The 21,045-nt window shown below is 47.8% G+C and carries 9 protein-coding genes; 3 read left to right on the top strand and 6 right to left on the bottom strand.

Features of this window, described 5'->3' with window-relative positions; genetic code table 11:
• Positions 1 to 793: 793 nt before the first annotated feature.
• Genes HMPREF0663_RS02485 through HMPREF0663_RS02475 form a run of 3 tightly spaced genes read right to left on the bottom strand, consistent with a single transcriptional unit; the run spans position 794 to position 8,286 of the window.
• Positions 794 to 1,714: a 4-hydroxy-3-methylbut-2-enyl diphosphate reductase gene (locus HMPREF0663_RS02485; protein WP_004368546.1), complete on the bottom strand. Its 921-nt coding sequence runs from the start codon at positions 1,712 to 1,714 to the stop codon at positions 794 to 796.
• A complete protein-coding gene (locus HMPREF0663_RS02480) occupies positions 1,711 to 2,775 on the bottom strand; it encodes a DUF1573 domain-containing protein (RefSeq protein ID WP_004368545.1) in 1,065 nt (354 codons plus the stop codon). Before HMPREF0663_RS02480 ends, HMPREF0663_RS02485 begins: the two co-directional genes overlap by 4 nt.
• Before the next feature lie 33 nt (positions 2,776 to 2,808).
• Positions 2,809 to 8,286, bottom strand: coding sequence for an alpha-2-macroglobulin family protein (locus HMPREF0663_RS02475; RefSeq protein WP_004368544.1), 5,478 nt, complete (start codon positions 8,284 to 8,286; stop codon positions 2,809 to 2,811).
• A gap of 281 nt (positions 8,287 to 8,567) precedes the next feature.
• On the opposite strand from HMPREF0663_RS02475, the gene HMPREF0663_RS02470 reads away from it, so the two are divergent.
• Complete coding sequence (locus HMPREF0663_RS02470) at positions 8,568 to 9,752, top strand: nitroreductase family protein (protein WP_004368542.1); 1,185 nt, start codon at positions 8,568 to 8,570, stop codon at positions 9,750 to 9,752.
• Positions 9,753 to 10,133: 381 nt separating this feature from the next.
• A complete protein-coding gene (locus HMPREF0663_RS02465; protein WP_004368540.1) occupies positions 10,134 to 12,197 on the top strand; it encodes an acetate--CoA ligase family protein in 2,064 nt (687 codons plus the stop codon).
• 55 nt (positions 12,198 to 12,252) lie between these two features.
• Here HMPREF0663_RS02465 and HMPREF0663_RS02460 read toward each other — a convergent pair whose 3' ends face one another.
• A complete protein-coding gene (locus tag HMPREF0663_RS02460) occupies positions 12,253 to 13,758 on the bottom strand; it encodes a glutamine synthetase family protein (RefSeq protein ID WP_004368539.1) in 1,506 nt (501 codons plus the stop codon).
• A 268-nt stretch (positions 13,759 to 14,026) separates the two neighbouring features.
• On the opposite strand from HMPREF0663_RS02460, the gene clpB reads away from it, so the two are divergent.
• Entirely contained in the window at positions 14,027 to 16,618 is a 2,592-nt protein-coding gene (gene clpB / locus HMPREF0663_RS02455) for an ATP-dependent chaperone ClpB (RefSeq protein ID WP_004368537.1), read from the top strand.
• Between the two features lie 100 nt (positions 16,619 to 16,718).
• On the opposite strand, the gene HMPREF0663_RS02450 is transcribed toward clpB, so the two are convergent.
• Together HMPREF0663_RS02450 and HMPREF0663_RS02445 are read right to left on the bottom strand one after the other, a co-directional pair.
• Positions 16,719 to 18,908: a M6 family metalloprotease domain-containing protein gene (locus HMPREF0663_RS02450; RefSeq protein ID WP_004368536.1), complete on the bottom strand. Its 2,190-nt coding sequence runs from the start codon at positions 18,906 to 18,908 to the stop codon at positions 16,719 to 16,721.
• A gap of 102 nt (positions 18,909 to 19,010) precedes the next feature.
• Positions 19,011 to 20,999, bottom strand: coding sequence for an OPT family oligopeptide transporter (locus HMPREF0663_RS02445; RefSeq protein WP_004368535.1), 1,989 nt, complete (start codon positions 20,997 to 20,999; stop codon positions 19,011 to 19,013).
• Positions 21,000 to 21,045 lie beyond the last annotated feature (46 nt).

Genomic DNA, 21,045 nt, shown 5'->3' with positions numbered 1-21,045 from the left:
ATTATGTCTATATTTGCATCGTGAACAAAAAGGTATTTAAAACGTTTCAGATCTTACAATATTTAAGGTAAAGAGAAAAGTTAAAGGGATTAGAAAGTAAGAAAGAAATAGGTACACAAAATAATTAGTGGTAAATAGATTATAAATTTTGAGTTAATTACTGTTTATGTGGGGGGAACGTCTTCGTGAGGAGGGGTTCCTCTTTTTTATGCATAGAGGCAATACACCTGCTTCTGTCCTCTCTCGGATAGATGAGAGAATAGGGATTAAGGAGGAATGAATAATAGCTATACCGCAAGAATTCGACTTGCCGGAGTATATGCTGTCGATAACAAAAACCGCCGCTGTTCGGGGCGAAAGAACAGAACATCGAAAATAACCGACAGATATTTCAATACCGTTTTCATGAGATGTTTATAAAGGGGCTGCAATCTATTATAAACAAATATGCCACCTAAGCTCCTTAAAATACCTGTCTAAAGATATTATACGGCCACTCTAAGAAAAACAATGGCAATACATTCGTAGCCTGCGAATTATAAGTAAAGAACTAAGAACATGTTCCTCTGTTTTACAAAGAGAAACAACAAGAAAGCCGTACAAGGCAAATAAAACAAATCGGACTTATCTTTGTCTCTCCTTTCCAAGAGATAAAGCAACGGCATTCCATCCGTATCTCAAGAAAAGAGAGGCTCTTTAAAAGTCGACTTTCTGATAAAAAAGAGATTCAGGCAAGCCAAATCTCTGTAGCATAACCGCTAATCACTCCTCTTTAATCCCTATTCTCTCAACCCTACTTCCCCTTCACATGACTCAAAATATAGTCTCTGCACTCTTCCATAAGCCACTTCGGAGTGCTTGTGGCACCACATATACCGATGGTATGCACACCATTTATCCAATCCATATCTATTTCCTCGGCCTTCTCTATCTGGTGACTGTTGGGATTAATACTGCAACATTCGTTGAACAGCACTTTGCCATTAGAGCTTTTCCTGCCGCTCACAAAAAGAATAAGGTCGTGCTTTGCGGCAAACGAAGCTATGTTGGGCATGCGATTGGCCACCTGTCTGCAGATGGTATCAAAGCTACGGAAAGTTGCTTGAGGCGATATATGCGACTGGATATAGTCTATTACACGGTGAAATTCATCAAGGCTTTTCGTGGTTTGAGAGTACAGATAAATGTCACGATCGAAGTCGAGACGCTTCACATCATCCACCTTTTCTATCACAATAGCCTCGCTCCGTGTCTGTCCTACCAACCCTAAAACCTCGGCATGCCCGTTCTTTCCAAAGATTACAATCTGTGCCTCGGGGTTATTGACGAACTGCCTTTTAATTCTACTCTGCAATGCCAGCACCACCGGACATGTTGCATCGATGATCTGAATGTCGTTCCGACGGGCTATTTCGTATGTTTCAGGCGGCTCGCCATGTGCTCTTAACAGTACTTTTACGTTGTGCAACCGGCGCAAGTCGTCGTGGTTAATGGTCACAAGTCCGTTGGCATGCAGCCTTTCAACCTCCATTCCGTTGTGCACTATATCACCTAAACAATAAAGAGTTTTACCATCTGCCAGTTCTTCCTCGGCCTTCTTAATGGCCGTGGTTACACCGAAACAGAACCCGCTGCCCGTGTCTATTTCTATCTGAAGCTCCGTCTTCGTATGCTGCACGGCATATCTGCCGTGCCCAGACGCCTTTTTCGTCATTTCACTTGTATATTTATAATCACCTTGGCATGCTCCGGATCGTTGGTTATCATGAGCACACGTGGCTTACTGCGGGCCCTCCTGATGTCTTTAGCTATAGCAGTTATCTTCAGTTTAGCCTCTTCTCCGGGCTTTAGATGTATCTTATTGAGCGACATCTGTATACCTATAGTAAAGATTTGCTGGCTGCGTATGTCGAGTACACCCTTGCCCACGTTCTTCAATATAATCTCTCCTTTCTTCTTGGCCTTGCCGTCGAACGAGCCTAAATCGAGCGTTTCGGCTGAGAGTTGCAGGCTCGGAAGCTGCGTTTTTTGTACCTCTGTAAGGTGTGCAAAGTCGGGTAAGAGCACTGCAGAGATATTTATAGCCTTGCTTTCTGCCACTTTATCGCCCAGAAAAGCACCCATGTAAACCGTCGTTTGGGTAAGTCCTAAGTTGCGTAATGCACGAGATTCGAGCGTTATAGTGGCCACTCCCGACTGCCCGGGAGCCAGTTTAGAGGGCGAAACCTCTGCTTTCAAGTAGTTCGGAAGGTGCATCACCACGGGTTGCACAGTACTGCTGGTAGCATTCATCAGGTGGATTTTCTGCGACGGGCGTTCGCCACGATTAACATCATCGAACTCTATATCGTCGCGATCTGCATTGATTGTGCCGAGTATAAATGGGTAATCGCCGGCAAAGTTCACTATTTCGTCTACCACAATCCCCCTGACAGTTAGCACAAGAGGCTTACTTTCTTTATCGTTATACACACTGATTTGTTTCTCGAAATGCCCCATCTGTCGGGCATCGTAGGTAGCTCTTACGGTAAAAGAGGCACCGGCTTCGATATCATCTTTGGGGAAAGAAGCGGTAGTACAACCGCAATCAGCACGCACATCGGTTATCTTTATGCTGTTTCTACTGTCGTTCTTCAGTTCGTATTCTACCGTTACAGGCGTACGAAACAGCACTTGTCCGCAGTCAATCACTTGGTTTATCGCCGCTATGCGCTGTGCCGATGCCAACAAGGGAGGCATGGCAAGCAGCGCAAGCATGATCAGTTTTTTATTCATATATGTATTCCGTCGTTTTTTCTCGCATTCTTTTTATCGTATATCCAAAACCTTTGCTGCCGCTCTTCCGCTGTATTCAGGTGCATAGGCGCACTGAACGGTACACGTACCCGTCTGGTATGTTCCTTCACGATCTATGTAATATTCGGTCTCGATTACGTGTTTGCCTTTGCTCAAACGGTCGAAATAATAATTCGTAACGTTATCCTTGGGCGCACAATAGTAGCCCCAATGATAACCGCTCAACTGGTTTACGGGTTCAAGACAGGCCGCCCGTTTGTCTTGCACCTGCACGAAATCGTAATCGCGAGCAGCTTCTATCGTTATTCTTACCTTTACTTTGTCGCCCGTTTTGAGCATCTTTCCGCCGTTAAGTATCTCTCTTCTTACGGTAAGTCCTGCAGATGCGTCTGATATATCGGCCGCTTTCTGCACGAATTGTGCATAAACAGCGCCCCAACTTGTACCTTCAGAAGTCTTGTCTGCCGTAAACGTTTTCAAATTTTTGCCCGTTTTCGACACCTTTACATAACCCAATCCGGCAGTAGCCCGTGGCTGTTCGAGCGCTTTCCCGTTCACCTTGAGCACCGTTTTATCTGCTGTATCGGGAGTAAAGTTACCGTTTTGCCCGTTCATAAATGCAAAGACGGCGTTCGCGGTATTAATAGGAGTGTCCCAACTTTGTGTACGTTTCGCCTGTAGAAGCCACTTCTGTAATTCCTGAACAGTATGCCTATCGCCCTTATCCAATAGGTCTATCGCCTCTATACATGCCACCTGTGTGGGTATTTTGTAGTCGAACCACGAATAATGTGCCTTGGGCGTGTCGAAGTAACGGCCCATCTCTTCTGTATAAACCGTATATTCGATAAGGCTTTGCAGATATTCTTTCGCACGTGTCTGCTCGCCATATTTTGCCAAAATCACGGCTGTGTTCGCCTTACCATAGATGGTTAACTGCGTTGGAGACTTGGCCAAAAGGCCTATCAAGTATTTGATATCCGGCGTAGACGTCCTGCCGGCGAGCGCATTCGTATAGAGATAATCGCACAACACGTCGCTCGGAACGAGGTTCTTTTCGCCTTTTTTCTCGGCTTCTTTTAACTCCTTCACCTGTTTGGCCGCGTATTTATCCATAAAAAGGAATGCCTTTTTGATGATTGCTTTCGTATCCTTGCGCTCGCCTATCATGCTGTTAAGGCGTACAAGCAGTTTGGTTACGGCCGCCGTCATGTACACATTGCCCGGCATATCGCACCACCAACTGAACGAACCGTCGGCATGTTGCAGTGCATTGAGCTTAGAAATATTGTCGTTAAGCCGATAAGCTATCAGCGATTCATCGAAGAAACTGATGAGTTGTTGCTTCTGATTGGCTTCTGTTTCTGCATCGATTACCCACGGTGTTTCGGTAAGGAGCATCGTCTTTACGTCCTCGTTTTTCTGCAAATTGCTCATCAATGATGTCTCTTTTCCCGTCTCCTGTTTCCATCGTTCGATGGTTGTCTTGATAACAGGCAACCGATGCAGCAGGTTGTCGGCTATGCTGTTGGCATAATAGGCCACCGCCAGACTGATGGCATTGTTGGTATATGTCGTAGCTACAGACGGCAAAGTCTGCACCATAAGCCACGAAGGATTGTTGGTATATTCCACAGTTAAGCGGTTCGTATCGTTGTTTACAGGGAATAGATGGGTAAGATCGATGGTTTTCGTGCCCGGTTCGTTCTGCGTAAACGGTACGGTTGTGGTCACCAGTTCGCTGTCTGAGAGGATCGGGAGGTAGTGCTGTTCGCCGTCGGAGTAGCCTTTACCCACAGCAGTGGTACGGGCAATGAGCAGCGAGGGGTACGAAGAGGCGTCGAAATCGAACGATACGTTTGTGGTGCCGTTGGGCTCTATCGTATATTTACGGTGCTGCGAATAGACCGTTTTATCGGTTTCGGGATCGATAAGTTCGAGCTTTGCCGTGCCTGTAACGGCCTTATTCGACGTGTTGAACAGGCGGGCAGCGATCAAACCCTTATCGCCTGTGCGCACAAAACGCGGCATATTGGGCTGTATCATGACCGTTTTCTTGGCCACGGCCTCGGCGGTTATCGAGCCGTTATTCATATCCTTGTCGTGCGAAAAGGCCATAAAGCGCCACGTGGTGATACTTTCAGGCAAGGTAAACCGCAATTCAACGCGCCCGTCCCTATCGGTTAACAGCGATGGATAGAAGAAAGCGGTTTCGTTGAGGTTCTCTCTAAGTTGGACGGAGCTCTCGGATTTCTTCGTTGCAGCCTCTTCATGCTCTATCTTCAACGTTTCTCCAAGAGCAACATCCGGAGCCTCTTGAACTGATGCCACACTCTTCTTGGCTGCCGACATCTCTTTTGCTTTGGTTTCAAACATTATATGCGATGCAGCTCTTGTCATCATCTGGTCGCCCAACAACATGTTCCTGTTTTCCGCAAACATATCGAATACGGCCTCGTCGAAGCAGGTGAAAACGAGCTGTTTCTCATTCAAATACTTAATAGACATCTCTCCATAGAGCGACATTTTACCGGAATTGCCGGCGTACCAGCGCGTGTACGGCTGATTGAGATACCGGTTACCGTTGAAAGACCATACATGCGGGCGCAACATATCGAGCGACTTATCGTACAACACCGCCATCGTCTGTGCGTCGGCCGGCGTACCATCGGGCTTTGTAATGCGCAAACTCCACTCTTCTTTCTGCCCGGGAACGAGCCTATCCCTAAAGGTTTTCCACTCTACATTCAGTTTGTCGCTGGGCAAAAGACGACGTATATTTGCGCGATGTTCATAAAGTTTTCCGTTTTTCACCCATGCACAGGTAAGCAAGATACCGTCTCCGTATTCCGTCTTATAGGTAAACTCGCGCGTCGTAATGGCATTGCTTTGGTCAAAGGTGCCGCTTTCGAGCAGCCTGTTGCCCGAAACTATCGTATATACAACGTGCTGACCTTCGTAAGAGGCACCCATCTGAACATAGACAGGACGCCCCTCTTTGAACGTTTCATCCGATTGATAGAACCAGTCATCGGTAGTAACGGCCGGCTTCTTATCGGCAATCGTGAAGATTACAAACTCCTGTTTCAGCGTATCGTTGCCGCATACAGCCTCGACAACATGCCTTCCCGATGCGAGCGTTCGGACATCTATCGCCGCTGCCTCGTTCGCCTTCGCCGTACGGGCATTCGCTCCGTCGATGGTATAGCGCACCTCTGCAGCAATATTTTCACCGGCATTGTTCATATAATAAAAGGTGATAGCCTTCAAACTGTCACGCTCTATGCGCGACGGAAGTCCACACGAGAACGCTGTAGGCTTATCACTCAAGGGCAAGGAGGTACTTCCGTCGCGGCTCTCCCCGCTGCCATCCGTTACTTGAGCATCTATATCGAAGGCATAATAGCGCGTATGATCGAACTTATCATGTTCGGGCATGTTCATCAACACCTTCACACGGAAACCTCCTTCATTATCCGTAACGGTGGAATCCGTTCTTTCTTCCACGCCCAGATCTCTGTTTGTGTGGCCTCTCCATAGGTACAAAAGCTGCGGGCGGCGCCTTATAACGTACTTAACCTTTGCACCTTGCACCGGTACACCGGCAAAACTCTTTGCCGTTCCGCGTACAATAACCGTGTCGCCTGCCTGATATTTGGTCTTTACTTTATCGAACTCCACTTGGAAGGTAGGCCGTTTATACTCCTCGACATAGAAGTGCGTGCCCGATTGTTCGGTACGTATAGTAAACATACCCGTAAGGCCCGATGCCGGTAAAACGAAATCTGCCGACGCCGTACCATAGCTGTCGGTCGTTACTTTCTGCTCTCCGACGGTCTTATAGTTGGCATCTCGCAGCGTTAGAGTGAGCGTTTTGCCCGCCAAGACCTTGTTTTGTTCGTGATTGATGTTACTGAAAGCAACGGCAGCCACATGGACTATCTGCCCCGGGCGGTATATCCGTCGGTCCGTAAACAGCGAAATAAGCTCGGTAGTTCGCTTGTTGTCGTAGAAAGAATATGATCCTTGAAACGACATCTCGGGCGCATAACGGTCGTTATCGGTCGTTACGTATAGTTTATCAGGTTCGTTTCTCAGGTAATTATACTGTGCCTCGCCCTGCTCATTGCAACTGATAGTCTCGGTAGCATATTTATCTGTCGCATACGAATACGACTTCAGCCTGATTTTGGCATACGGGACAGGCTGTCCGGAGGTGGCGCTTACCACGGCAAAACGTACATTATTGCCGGGTAAAGTCTCGTTTATAACGAATAAATCGCTTACACTAAGCAGCGCTCTTTCGGGTTGTACGGCTGCATTATTGGTGGTAAACTCCACGAGATACGTACCTATAGGCAACCCATCCATCGTCATTGTGTCGCGTACCACTTGGTAATTGGGCAGCCCTACGTAGCGCTTGGTGAGCGAAAACGCAGGTTCTTTGGCCATTCTTTTCCTTATCTTGGCGTAGTCGACGGCCTCCTGCGGGTTCAAGTCCGTATCTCCGTCGAGGTTAACCCTCGTTACCGTCATCGTAAGTTCTTGTATATTGCAGAGCGAGAGTATAGGTATATCGCGCTTAGCATGCGGTATCAGCACCCTGCTACCCAAGTCTACCTGAAACGAAGGCAATGTGAGCCGCGTCATGGCATTGCGAAGAATGTTCATACGAGGCCATGCTCCCCAATGCAGGAGGGCATAATTGATGTATTTGATCTGATCTTCAGCAGAAGTATCTTCGGCTTTATCCATAAAATTATAGCGCTCAATGGCTATCTCTCCGGCCTCTGTAAGGTCTTTATATTCATTGATCAGCGAGTCGAGCGTTTGCAGATATTTCGACTTCTTCACCTTGTTTACATCGTCAAGACGGTCTTTCTGCGTCATCATAAATGCGCATATGCATGCTGCGGCACGGTTTCCGTGCTCTTTATAATAACGGTGTAACGCTGCAAAATCGCCGGCTTCCAGCCCTATCACATGCAAAAGATCGTTGTAGAAGATACGGCTGTCGGCCCCATCTATCAGGAGCGGCTTGTATTCCGTGGCAGTATGTTTTGCCAAGAGCTCCGGATGAAGCATGGATTTACGGTAATATTCTTTGCTTAAAGCTGCTGCCTGTTCGTCTAAATCGGCGTTCTCCTTGTATATTTTGCCGAGTGCAGACTCGTAAACCGCGGCAAGTACCGCATTCGTTTCCAATGCCTGCTGCTCTTTCTGTTTCAGTCTGGCAACGTCGACCTGTAGAGAATCGGGTGCAATAGCGCTCCTCAACGACACTTCCATGAGCTCTGCTTTGAGCAATTGTCCGTAGTCCATCGTCTTCAGCGCCTTCTCCTGTATCTGTCGGAGCACGGCAATTTGAGTCTTAGGCAGGTCTTTTTGCTGCGCTGCATCGTATTTTTTCCACAGCGAAGCGAACGTATCGGCCGCCACGGTGAGCGGCAGTATCAGCAATAAAGCGAGTATTATCGATATTTTCTTCATAAAAGAATGATTTATGTTCAATAGCTATCTTATGCAAAGGTAGTGCAAGCGAGCGCAATGAAAGCTTGCTTTCAGATTGCCGAGTGCAGCCTATCTTATGCAAAGATACATCATTTATTACACGCAGCAAAACGATTTTATTATTTTTAGCACCGCAGGGAAAGTCGTCAGGGCATGTGAATATTAGCTAAAGTTCCTTATAAAAAACTATGTACATAATACCTTTAAAAACGGAAAATGCTAACTTTGGTGCAGATTTAAACATAAAAGCGTAAACGAATATGGTACAAAAAACAAAATTCTTTGTTATGGCATGCATGGCTGCAATGCTTGCCTGTCACCCGCAAAACATGCTCGCAGCCGACCGAAACGATGGTAATAATCAACAAAAAACAGTGATGAACAACATCTTGACGCGTACAAGTGTACGCACATATCAAGCACGCAGCGTTGAAAAAAGCAAGATCGACAACCTGCTTCGTGCGGCTATGGCAGCGCCATCTGCCGTAGACAAGCGTCCTTGGCACTTCATTGTAGTAACCGACAAGACTGTTCTGAAAGCGTTATCCGAGGCAAATCCCAACGCCGGAATGGCTGCCGAAGCACCTTTGGCCATCGTTGTATGCGGCGATATGAATAAGGCTTTGACCGGCGGAGGCCGCGAATTCTGGGTACAGGATGCTTCGGCAGCCTCAGAAAACATACTGCTTGCCGCCAACGGAATGGGCTTGGGGGCCGTGTGGACGGGCACTTATCCGTCGAAAGAGCGTTGTGCTGCCGTGTCTAAAGTACTGAATTTACCCGAACATATCGTACCTCTGAACACGATAGTTATCGGTTATCCGGAGTCGGGCAACATGCCTAAAGATAAATTCGATGCTGCCAACATCTCTTACAACACCTTTGGAGGAGCCGAACCTGCCACACCTGACACCGCCGGAAGTAGCGAAGATTTCAAGAACTTCGATGTTCTAACCGACTTCGATGTCAATCCGTTTACATTCTTTGCAGGGCATGGTCTGCTTCTTGCGGCCGGCAGCGAGGGACACTTCAACGAAATGACCATCGGATGGGGCACTCTCGGCACGCTTTGGGGGCACCCGCGTCCGGTCGTAACGGTATATGTAGCCCAGAAACGCTATACACGCGAGTTTATGGAAAAGAACAAGTATTTCACCATTATGCACTTTAAAGACGAGAAAATACTCGAGTATATGGGCACTGTGAGCGGTCGCAACGCCGACAAGGCCAAGGTTTTAGGTCTGCATGTTAAGTACACCGAGAACGGTACACCTTATTTCGAAGAGGCCGATATGGTAATAGAATGCGAAACAATGTATGCGGATAACTTTAATAAAAAGGCTTTTCGCAACGATACACCCAAAGATTTCTATGCCCGTTTCCCCGACGGAATACACACATTCTATATAGGCGAGGTGGTAAAAGCCATGAAGAAAGGAGAATAGAGACAGATTCGAACGCCCCTTTCCTACTCTTCTAAAAAGAGGGGAGTTACTATCTAAAAAACATACTTATAGCCTATCGGCTGCAAACATATTACAAACAACTCTCTTGCATTGTCTATCTAAGACGGTTAAATAGACAATGTAAGGAGTTCAGACAGTATATATAAAAAAGACGGAAATAGAGAAAAGCAGGAGAAAGGATTAGGGATTAGAGAAAAAGGATTAGGAAGAAACGATATTCGGTATTCTTCTTATGAGCCTTATCCTTTCTTCCCGATATTTTTGCCTTTTGCTTTGAACATACCGGAAGTTTTCTTAAATTTGCAGCATTATTTATCGGCTTCAGAACGCCGTTTTCCAAGCAACAAAATGTATTGAAATATGATCAACAGGCAACTTCTTCACCCCGAAAGCATCGTGGTTATCGGTGGTTCCAACAATGTGCACAAGCCCGGAGGCGCCATTGTACGCAACCTTATCAACGGGAAGTATCAAGGTACACTGCGCATCGTCAACCCGAAAGAAGACGAGATACAGGGCATAAAAGCCTTTCACGACGTGAAAGAACTGCCTCCTACCGACCTTGCAATACTCGTTGTGGCAGCACGTTTCTGCCCTGAATACGTGGAAGTTCTGGCTTCCGAGAAAGACGTCAGGGCATTCATCATCATTTCGGCAGGCTTCGGAGAGGAAACACCGGAGGGAGGCGAGATGGAAAAACGCATCTTGCAGACGTGCGAGAAGTATGGTGCGGCGCTGATTGGTCCCAACTGTATCGGTGTTCTGAACAATTGGTATCACGGCGTTTTTACCAAGCCAATCCCCCATCTCAGCCCTTCAGGCGCAGATTTCATATCGGGTAGCGGCGCTACAGCTGTATTCATCTTGGAGTCGGCGGTAATTAAAGGGCTGCAATTCAATTCGGTTTGGAGCATCGGGAACGGCAAACAGATAGGCATAGAGGACGTTCTGCAGCACATGGACGAAAACTTCGACGCCGACAGAGACAGCAAAGTGAAGCTGTTGTACATAGAAAATATAGCAAATCCCGATAGACTTCTCTTTCATGCAAGTTCCCTTATCCGCAAAGGTTGCCGCATTGCAGCCATCAAAGCCGGTACAAGTGAGAGCGGTTCACGGGCTGCCTCGTCGCACACAGGGGCCATTGCAAGCAGCGATTCTGCCGTGGAAGCCTTGTTCAGAAAGGCCGGTATCGTGCGCTGCTTCTCGCGCGAAGAACTCACAACCGTGGGCTGTATCTTCACTCTTCCGCCGCTCACAGGGCGCAACTTCGCTATCGTAACCCATGCAGGCGGGCCGGGCGTGATGCTTACAGATGCCCTTTCGAAGGGCGGACTGAACGTTCCGAAGCTCGAAGGTGGCGCTGTAGAAGAATTAAAGGCACAACTTATGCCGGGTTCTGCCGTCACCAATCCTATCGACATCCTTGCTACAGGCACGCCGGAACAACTCGGTATCGCTATCGATTACTGCGAACGGCGGTTCGACAATATAGATGCAATCTTCGTAATCTTCGGTTCACCGGGCTTAGTGAAGCTGTATGAGACCTACGACACGCTCGACAAGAAAATCAAGGAGTGCCGTAAACCCATCTTCCCCATACTGCCTTGCCTGAACACGGCAGGCCCCGAAGTGGCCGAGTTCTTGCGTAAAGGACACGTAAACTTCAGCGATGAGGTAACTCTTGCCACTGCCTTAACGCAGATAATGAAAACTCCAAAGCCGGCATCTCCCGAGATTGAGCTCCTCGGAGTGGACGTTCCGAAGATACGGGAGATTATTGCAAGCATCGAAGAAGATGGTTACGTGCCGCCCGAAACGGTGCACCGTCTGCTCAACTGTGCCGGCATACCGATGGTACCCGAAAAAGTTAGCGCCGACAAAACGCAACTTATCGACTTTGCAAACCGCATCGGTTATCCCGTTGTAGCCAAGGTAGTGGGCCCGATCCATAAAAGCGATGTAGGCGGGGTGGCTCTCGACATACGGAGTTCCAAACATTTAGAACTGGAATATGAGCGAATGATGAAGATAGATGGTGCAACCAGCGTGATGATACAGAAGATGATCAAGGGCACGGAGCTATTCATAGGGGCGAAATACGAACCGCGTTTCGGTCATGTAGTGCTCTGCGGACTGGGCGGCATATTCGTTGAAGTGCTGAAAGACGTATCGAGCGGGCTCGCTCCATTGAGCAATAGCGAGGCTATATCGATGATCCGTTCGCTGCGGGGCTACAAGATATTGAAAGGACCCCGTGGACAGAAAGGCATCAACGAGCAGAAATACGCCGAAATCATTCAGCGCCTGTCTACCTTGCTGCGCTTCGCTACCGAGATTAAAGAGATGGATATCAACCCGCTTCTGGCCGATGAAAACGAGGTAACTGCCGTGGATGCCCGCATTCTGATACGCAAAGAATAAAGAAAGGAACCTCCTTCAGAAGAGCTGAGAGAAGTTCCTCTTCGCGATGCCCTGCCTATCCGCAGTGGAAATAGCGTGCTACCAATGCGGCTATTTCTTCGTTCTTGCCCGCTATATCCTTACGCAAAGTGCGGTCGTTGTACGACTTGAGCTGCTCAATAATGCCATCTATCATCGCCGGACTGAACACATGATGCTCTTCAAAAGCCTTACGCTGGCGTTCCAAGCACTCTGCGCTCGCCCAGCAACTGTCGGGCAGCTGCGCCAAAGCAGCAAGGCGGTCGGCATGTTCGGCGTCGTGAATGTTCACGTTTACATAGGTTTTCTCCGCTACCTCCAAGGCATTCGGCATTTCGAAGCCATGCCTGCATGCCACACAAAGCCCTGCAAGAAGCTGATATATATCGGCTGAGCCGTCTGAAGAGCGAATTTCCACCGTTTGTTTTAAGGAATTATCCCGATGGATGGCCTTTTCGAGCGGATTGATGCGGCAACTCATGTCGATATCTGCCGTCCATCCCAGCGGTACACGTATAAGAACGGAACGATTGCGGTCGCCCCAACATACGTTGGTAGGTGCCTCTTGGTGCGGTACAAGGCGGAAATACGACGTCGGGTTCTTATTCCCGAAGGCTGTAATGCTCGGTGCGAGGTCGATCATTCCCGCAATCATGCGCCGTGCATCGTTGCTCAAAGTCCCGTTTTCTATCATCCTGTTATGCCCGTCTTTCATCATTCGCATGTGTATATGCAGTCCGGAACCGGCCTTTCCGGTAGTTATTTTCGGGGCGAACGTAACATTCAATCCCTCCCGATAGGCAAGATTGCGGATAATCCACTTGGCTATCATGAGCTGATCGGCGGCATCTGTGGCCAATACAGGTAAGAACTCTATTTCGTTCTGCTCGTATGTAAGCCCGTCGTGTGTAAAGTTACCGACCTCAGAGTGTCCGTATTTAATCTGTCCGCCGGCCTGCGAAATGTATTGCATGCACAATGTACGGAAGTCGTTTGTCTTTGCGTAAGGCATAGACTCATGGTATCCGTGCTGATCTACCGCAGGATAAACTTCTTCTGCAGGACGGATAACGTAGTATTCCAACTCTCCCATGGCATGAAATTCCATGCCCGTGACCTCTTCGAATGCCCGCATAGCTTTGACAAGCGTATGTTCCGGCGCGCTTTCAAGGGCATTCCCGTCCTTATCGAAGAAGCTGCAAAGCAGACAGAGTGTAGGTATTTCGGCAAAAGGATCTACGAATGCCGTTGAAAAACGGGGCAACACGTAGAGATCGCTGCTACCTGCTTCGATGAAAGAGAATAGACTTGAGCCGTCTACACGCTCGCCTGTCGAGAGTATAGTATTAAGATAATCGAGATCATTGATAACAAAATTCAACGTCTTTAGCTTGCCATCGCCGCCCGGATACATAAAATTAACCATACGGATGTCGTTCCGGCGGATATATTCGATGATATCGTTCTTGGTAAACTCATGGGGTAACTTCTGTAGAAAGGCAACTACCTTGTTTGCATTCATGCTCAACTTATCGCTGTTCATAGACTTATAATATTTTTATTTACGGTTCTGCCCACAAATATACAGAATAAATATAAGGTAAGCAAGCATTCGGCAGGGATTTTTCGGAACAAGCACGACAAACAAACCATATCTCTACCGCAGACAGACAACAGGTGTACGGCCGATAGGAAGCATATCTATTTAAGACAGATTGGCATTCTATAGCGACAGTTTGGCATTGCGTGCGGATCAGGCATATAATTTGATGGAAACAGTATAGAAAAATAAATAAGAAAGGAGATAAAACATGACATTCGATAAGTTTACTATTAAAGCGCAAGAGGCCGTACAAGAGGCTCTTAACATTGCGCAACAAGCCGGACAGCAGACTATAGAACCGATACATCTGCTGCAAGGTATCATGAATAAAGGCAGAGACGTGACCAACTATATCTTCCAAAAACTCGGCGTAAACAGCCAGCAGGTGGAGACTTTGTTGCAGTCGGAAATAGCGCATCTGCCGAAAGTATCGGGCGGAGAACCTTATTTCAGCAACGACGCCAACAGGGTTTTGCAGGCCACTTTGGACTTGTCGCAGAAACTGGGCGATGAATTCGTTTCGCTCGAACCCATGCTCTTGGCGCTGTTGAGCGTGAACTCGACGGCGAGTCGCATACTGAAAGACGCGGGATGTACGGAGGACAACATGCGTAAGGCTATCATGGAATTGCGACAGGGGCAGCATGTACAATCGCAAAGCGGTGATGAAAACTATCAATCGTTGAGTAAATACGCCCGTAATCTGGTAGAAGATGCACGGTCGGGCAAGCTCGATCCCGTGATCGGACGCGACGAAGAGATCAGACGGGTGCTGCAGATACTGTCGAGACGTACCAAGAATAACCCTATTCTGATAGGCGAACCGGGAACGGGAAAGACCGCTATAGTGGAAGGACTTGCCGAACGTATCGTGCGTGGAGATGTGCCCGAGAACCTGAAAGACAAGCAACTTTTCTCCTTGGATATGGGTGCATTGGTTGCCGGAGCCAAGTACAAAGGCGAATTCGAAGAACGTTTGAAAGCGGTAATTAAGGAAGTAACGGGCTCGAACGGCAATATTATCTTGTTTATAGATGAGATACATACCCTCGTGGGTGCCGGTGGAGGCGGCGAAGGTGCCATGGATGCGGCCAATATATTGAAACCTGCTTTGGCCAGAGGTGAGCTCCGTGCCATCGGGGCCACTACTCTAAACGAGTATCAGAAATACTTCGAGAAAGACAAGGCATTGGAACGTCGTTTCCAGACGGTAATGGTAGACGAGCCCGACGAGGTGGATGCCATATCTATTCTGCGCGGATTGAAGGAACGTTACGAGAACCATCATAAGGTGCGCATACAGGATGATGCCTGCATAGCGGCAGTTAAGCTCTCTGAACGGTACATCTCCGACCGCTTCTTGCCCGATAAAGCGATAGATTTGATGGATGAAGCCGCTGCTAAATTGCGAATGGAGCGCGATTCAGTGCCCGAAGAATTGGACGAGATTACACGTAAACTGAAGCAATTGGAGATAGAACGCGAGGCTATCAAGCGCGAGAACGACAAGGAGAAGATCACTCTGTTGGACAAAGAGATTGCAGATTTGAAAGATCAGGAGCATCAATTCCGCGCCAAATGGGAAGGTGAAAGGAGCTTGGTCAATAAAATTCAGCAAGACAAACAGGAGATGGAGCACCTTAAATACGAAGCTGAACGACAGGAACGCGAGGGGAATTACGAGCGTGTAGCCGAGATACGTTACGGCAAACTGAAGAGTTTGCAGGACGATATAGACAATATACAGCTGCAACTTAAGGCAACTCAGGGCGGTGAGGCTATGGTTCGCGAGGAGGTAACGGCCGATGATATAGCTGAAGTAGTTAGCCGTTGGACTGGTATCCCCGTCACCCGTATGATGCAGAGCGAGCGCGATAAACTGTTACACCTCGAAGAAGAACTTCACAAACGCGTTATCGGACAAGACGAGGCCATCACTGCAGTAGCCGATGCCGTAAGGAGAAGCCGCGCCGGATTGCAAGATCCTAAGCGTCCAATAGCCTCTTTCATCTTCTTGGGTACCACAGGAGTAGGCAAAACCGAACTTGCTAAGGCTCTTGCAGAGTACCTCTTTAACGACGAAACGATGATGACACGCATCGATATGAGCGAATATCAGGAGAAATTCAGTGTGTCTCGTCTCATTGGAGCGCCTCCCGGATACGTCGGATATGACGAGGGAGGACAGCTAACCGAGGCAGTTAGACGCAAACCCTATAGCGTATTGCTATTCGACGAGATAGAGAAAGCGCATCCGGATGTATTCAATATCCTGCTTCAAGTGCTTGATGACGGCCGACTGACCGATAACAAAGGGCGCACGGTGAACTTCAAGAACACGATCATCATCATGACCTCGAACCTCGGCAGCCAATATATTCAACAGCAATTCGAACAGATGAACGATACCAACCGTGAGGAAAAGATCGCCGAGACCAAACGCGAAGTGATGGAAATGCTAAAGCGTACCATCCGTCCGGAGTTCCTCAACCGTATCGATGAAACCATTATGTTCATGCCACTTACAAAGGATGAAATCGCCAAGGTGGTAATTTTACAGATGAAAAACGTGCAAAAGATGCTGCTCGCACAAGGCTTTACGCTGAATTGGACACCTGATGCCATCGACTATCTTGCCGATGTAGGCTTCGATCCCGAGTTCGGTGCCCGTCCTGTAAAGCGTGCCATCCAGCGGTATGTGCTCAATGATCTGTCGAAATCTCTACTTTCCGACAACGTTTTACGCGATAAACCAATCATCATTGATGTAAAAGAAGGACATTTAATATTTAGGAATTAATCGCCCATAGAGATATAATTTCTATAAAAAACAAAGGAGCAAGGAATGCTGCACATGCGGTTTATCCTTGCTCCTTTTTTGTATCAAATAACCTATCCTACTATTTTACCACCTTCTTGCCATTCACTATATAAAGACCTTTAGGCAGAGCGTCGAGATTAGAACCGAGGTATTGGCCCTGAATATTATATATTCGAACCTCTCGGATGGCCGTCTGTTCCCGATTGACATGGCGGATATCGGTAGTACCCGATTTTCTTACCAAAACTTCATCGAGGAAAAAACGTTTCTTGGGCATAAATGTAACCCTGACATTTCCCGTTCCAGTAATGATAGCTGTACATTCTGTCCACGATCCTTTATTGATCTTCAACACCGAAGGAGCGATCGAGAAGCCATCGGTTACGCGGAGATCGACCGTAGTTCCATCATTTGCGCTATTCCAAGCAGCTATTTTAAAAGTCAAAATCGCCGTTCCAACGACATTAAACGATGGTGTCGTCACCACTCCGTCAATCTTTACCGTCCCGAATCTGGCACATCTGTCGGCACCATATTCGTATTTTCCCTCCCATCCTTGGTTATCCGGAGAGAAGCCTCCATTGGCTATACGACCATTCCATTTACGGTCATTACCACCAGAACCGGCACATTGATCGAACGATTCATAAAAAACAGTATCGCCTTTTACTATCCTATCCGCATTCAAATTACTCTCCGGAACGACATAGAAATTAAAACCGATCGTGCCATCATCAAATTGCGTAATGCCTTTTACTGCCTTGTTCATCAGCAACGATTTACTTTTATTGGCATTATACAAAATGGCTTTCGGTATCGAATTGTTAGTCAAACTGTCGTTAGCACGGTACGGATAGGTATCACCTGCCTCGGTCATCCTTGTATATTGCATCAAATCGCCATCCCAATAGGCACTGTCGTCATCGTTATCGGCATGAAAGATGGTAAGTCGTTGATGGTCATTGGCGAAATCGTCACTATATCCATCGCTCTGACGGAAACTGCCCAAGGTATTCACCACATTATTATTCCAGCAATTTTCATCGTAATCGACGTGCGTAATCAGTAAACCTGATGCAGCCAAACGGGCATCCCATTCCGTTTGTTGGCGGTTAGCAAGCAGATAATATTCGTTCCTATTACTATCATTATATATAATGTAGGCGCCTCCACCCTCGCTCAAAGGCCTCAATTCTCTTATCTCTTTATCGGTAGTCAGTTCTTCCGGAGTGAGCCAACCGCATATCATCTTTTCATAAACAGTATATCCGGCAGGGCAAAAGGTATTGCCGTTATAATTTCCGGCACACATCAAATCCCAACTGCCCATACCGTAATTACCTTTATACCCGATGTCATAAGTATCGGGAAAGCCCAAACAATGTGAAAACTCATGGCAGATAGTGCCAATACCATTCACGACTCCACCCGCTTGCATCTCGTTTCCGCAGGCATAGGTATCCACTATTACGTTATCGATCTTCAGGGTTGTCCCATATTCCGAAGCACTCAAAGCCCATTCATGCGGCCATATAGAAGCCGACGCCCCACCGTCTGCCTCTCCCATACCAGCATAAATCACCAGCACCTGATCTACTTCACCGTCGCCATCCCAATCGTATTGCGCAAAATCCACACTATCCTGTACAGCCTGACAGGCCTGTGCAACCATGGTACCCGGCCTTAAATCTTGGCCCGTACGGCCATTTCCGCCGTAATAAGAGGCCGGATTTGGCAGTTTGACAGGCCCTACGACATCGAAATTCAGTTCGAACAATCCTCCACTTTGCGCCTTGAAATAATCAGAGATGCTACCTCTAAAGCCTTCATCCGATGTAAAATTCTCCCCATTCGCCACCTTATTATAATAATTCTTATCATGACCTTTCTTAAACGTAGAGTCGTTGAACTGCACCAAAATGATAAGTCCTTTCTTCTTACCGGTGTAGACTGTCGTCGGCTGGGTGTTCTGAATAACGCGGCGTCTTGCCTTTCTGACAGAAAGAAATCTCTTATTTCGCGCCGATAAATTCTTACGGAACACCTCTTCATTCAACACTTTATAGAAATTAGGAGTATCTTCATCTTCCACATAACGTACACCCTCGGCCGAACGCCAGAAATGCATACGCTCATCACCGCATAGCATTACGCGCACCGTCGTACCGTCTTTCAGTCGGATGGTCTGCCAAATTCCTCGCTTAGCCGGCACCCCCATCATGCCGAGTGTAAGCATACAAAGCCATAAAGCAAGTACTATTCTCTTCATACACATTATTTATATTTCCTTAATTCGATAATGCGAGGTTGCCTCCTCCCTATGGGAAAAGCCGGAAGGAGGGCACTCCCTTCACCATTTATCCCTCTTCTTTCATTTACTTTCCCTCGTTGCTCTAACGAAATATCCTATCAGCAACACGTATGCAACCAGCGAGCATAGCTCCGAAAGCGGATTTGCAAGCCAATTATCGCTAATTAATTCGACGCCTCCAAAGCGAAGCAGCGCACTTACAACACCCATCAACGCGCCTCCGGCTATAAATCCGCTGGCGAGCAACGTGCCCTTTTCGCCGCGTTGCTTATTGGTTTCGGCATCCTTCGAGCGCGATGTAACGAACCAATTCACGGCACCTCCCACAAGCAGAGGTATGTTGAGTTGTATCGGAATGAACATTCCGAGGGCAAAAGGCAATGCCGGTATGCGACACAGCGTAAGCACTATGGCGATACAGGCACCGATGGCATAAAGAATCCACGGGGCGCCTACGCCATTCATCAGCGGATCTATCACCGCAGCCATAGCATTTGCTTGAGGCGCAGCCAGCTGACCTGTCGTAAATCCGTAGGTCTCATTGAGCAGCATCATTACGCCTCCAACGGTAGCGGCACTTACGAGCGTACCGAGAAATTTCCATGCCTCTTGCTTCTTGGGCGTAGTTCCAAGCCAGTAACCTATCTTTAAATCGGTTACAAAAGAGCCCGCCATCGACAGCGCCGTACATACTACACCGCCCATAATCAGTGCGGCCAGCATGCCTGCAGTGCCCTTCAATCCTACCGCCACCATCACAACAGAGGCGAGAATGAGTGTCATCAGCGTCATTCCCGATACGGGATTGGAGCCTACAATAGCGATGGCATTGGCGGCAACTGTGGTAAATAAGAAAGCTATAATGGTAACCAATAGTATGCCGACCACGGCAAAGAGCAGGTTCCCGTCCATCACTCCGAACCAAAAGAACAAGAAAGTAATGAGGATCGTAATAGCGGAACCGATGGCTATCACCTTGAAAGAAATGTCGCGTTGCGTACGTTTAACGGTCTTCTGTGTATCGTCTTTGCCTTTCATTTCGCCGGCTGCGAGCGATACGGCACCCTTAATGATGCCCCACGACTTGATGATACCGATGATACCTGCCATGGCTATGCCCCCTATACCGATGCTTTTGCCGTACGAAGTGAATATCTGTTCGGGCGACATGGCACCTACAGTCGCCGTAATCGACGGGTCCCATGCACTTAACACGTGGTCGTGAAAGAGGAAAGCCATACCCGGAACAATGAGCCACCACACAGCCAACGAACCCAGAGTGATAATCAACGAATAACGAAAGCCGATGATATACCCCAAACCCAATACGGCTGCGCCTGTATTTACCTTGAACACGAGCTTTAATTTATCGGCGATAGCAGCGCCGAAATCAACAACTCGCGACGTAAAGTTTTCGTTCCACCACCCCAAGGTGGCCACTATAAAGTCGTAAAGTCCGCCTACTAAGCCTGCAAGAAGTAAGGGCTTGGCCTGACTTCCGCCCTTTTCGCCCGACACAAGCACCTGTGTAGTGGCGGTAGCCTCGGGGAACGGATATTTTCCATGCATATCGCTCACGAAGTATTTGCGGAACGGAATAAGAAAAAGTATACCGATGACGCCTCCAAGAAGCGACGAAATGAATATTTTGAGGAACGATGCACTCATCTCAGGATACTTGGCTTGCAGGATATAAATGGCCGGCAACGTGAAGATGGCGCCCGCTACAACGGCGCCGGAGCAGGCACCTATGCTCTGTATAATGACATTTTCGCCCAATACCTTGCTACGATGTGACGCCGAGGATAGCCCTACAGCGATGATAGCTATCGGTATGGCAGCCTCAAACACTTGTCCTACCTTCAGTCCGAGGTATGCCGCAGCGGCCGAGAAGAGCATTGCCATGAGGATACCCCATGTAACCGACCACCCCGTTACCTCCGGATAGTTCTGCTGAGGACTCATCACAGGAGTGTATTCTTCACCGTCTTTCAACTCTCGGAATGCGTTTTCGGGCAGCTGCACCGTCTCTTTTTCTTTCTTTTCCATCGTGTTTTTTATTTGTATTGTGCTTGCAAAGATAAATTAAAATAGG

The sequence above is a fragment of the Hoylesella oralis ATCC 33269 genome (genome assembly GCF_000185145.2).
In the GTDB taxonomy this organism is placed as follows: domain Bacteria; phylum Bacteroidota; class Bacteroidia; order Bacteroidales; family Bacteroidaceae; genus Prevotella; species Prevotella phocaeensis.
This window is presented reverse-complemented; position numbering and strand designations above follow the sequence as displayed.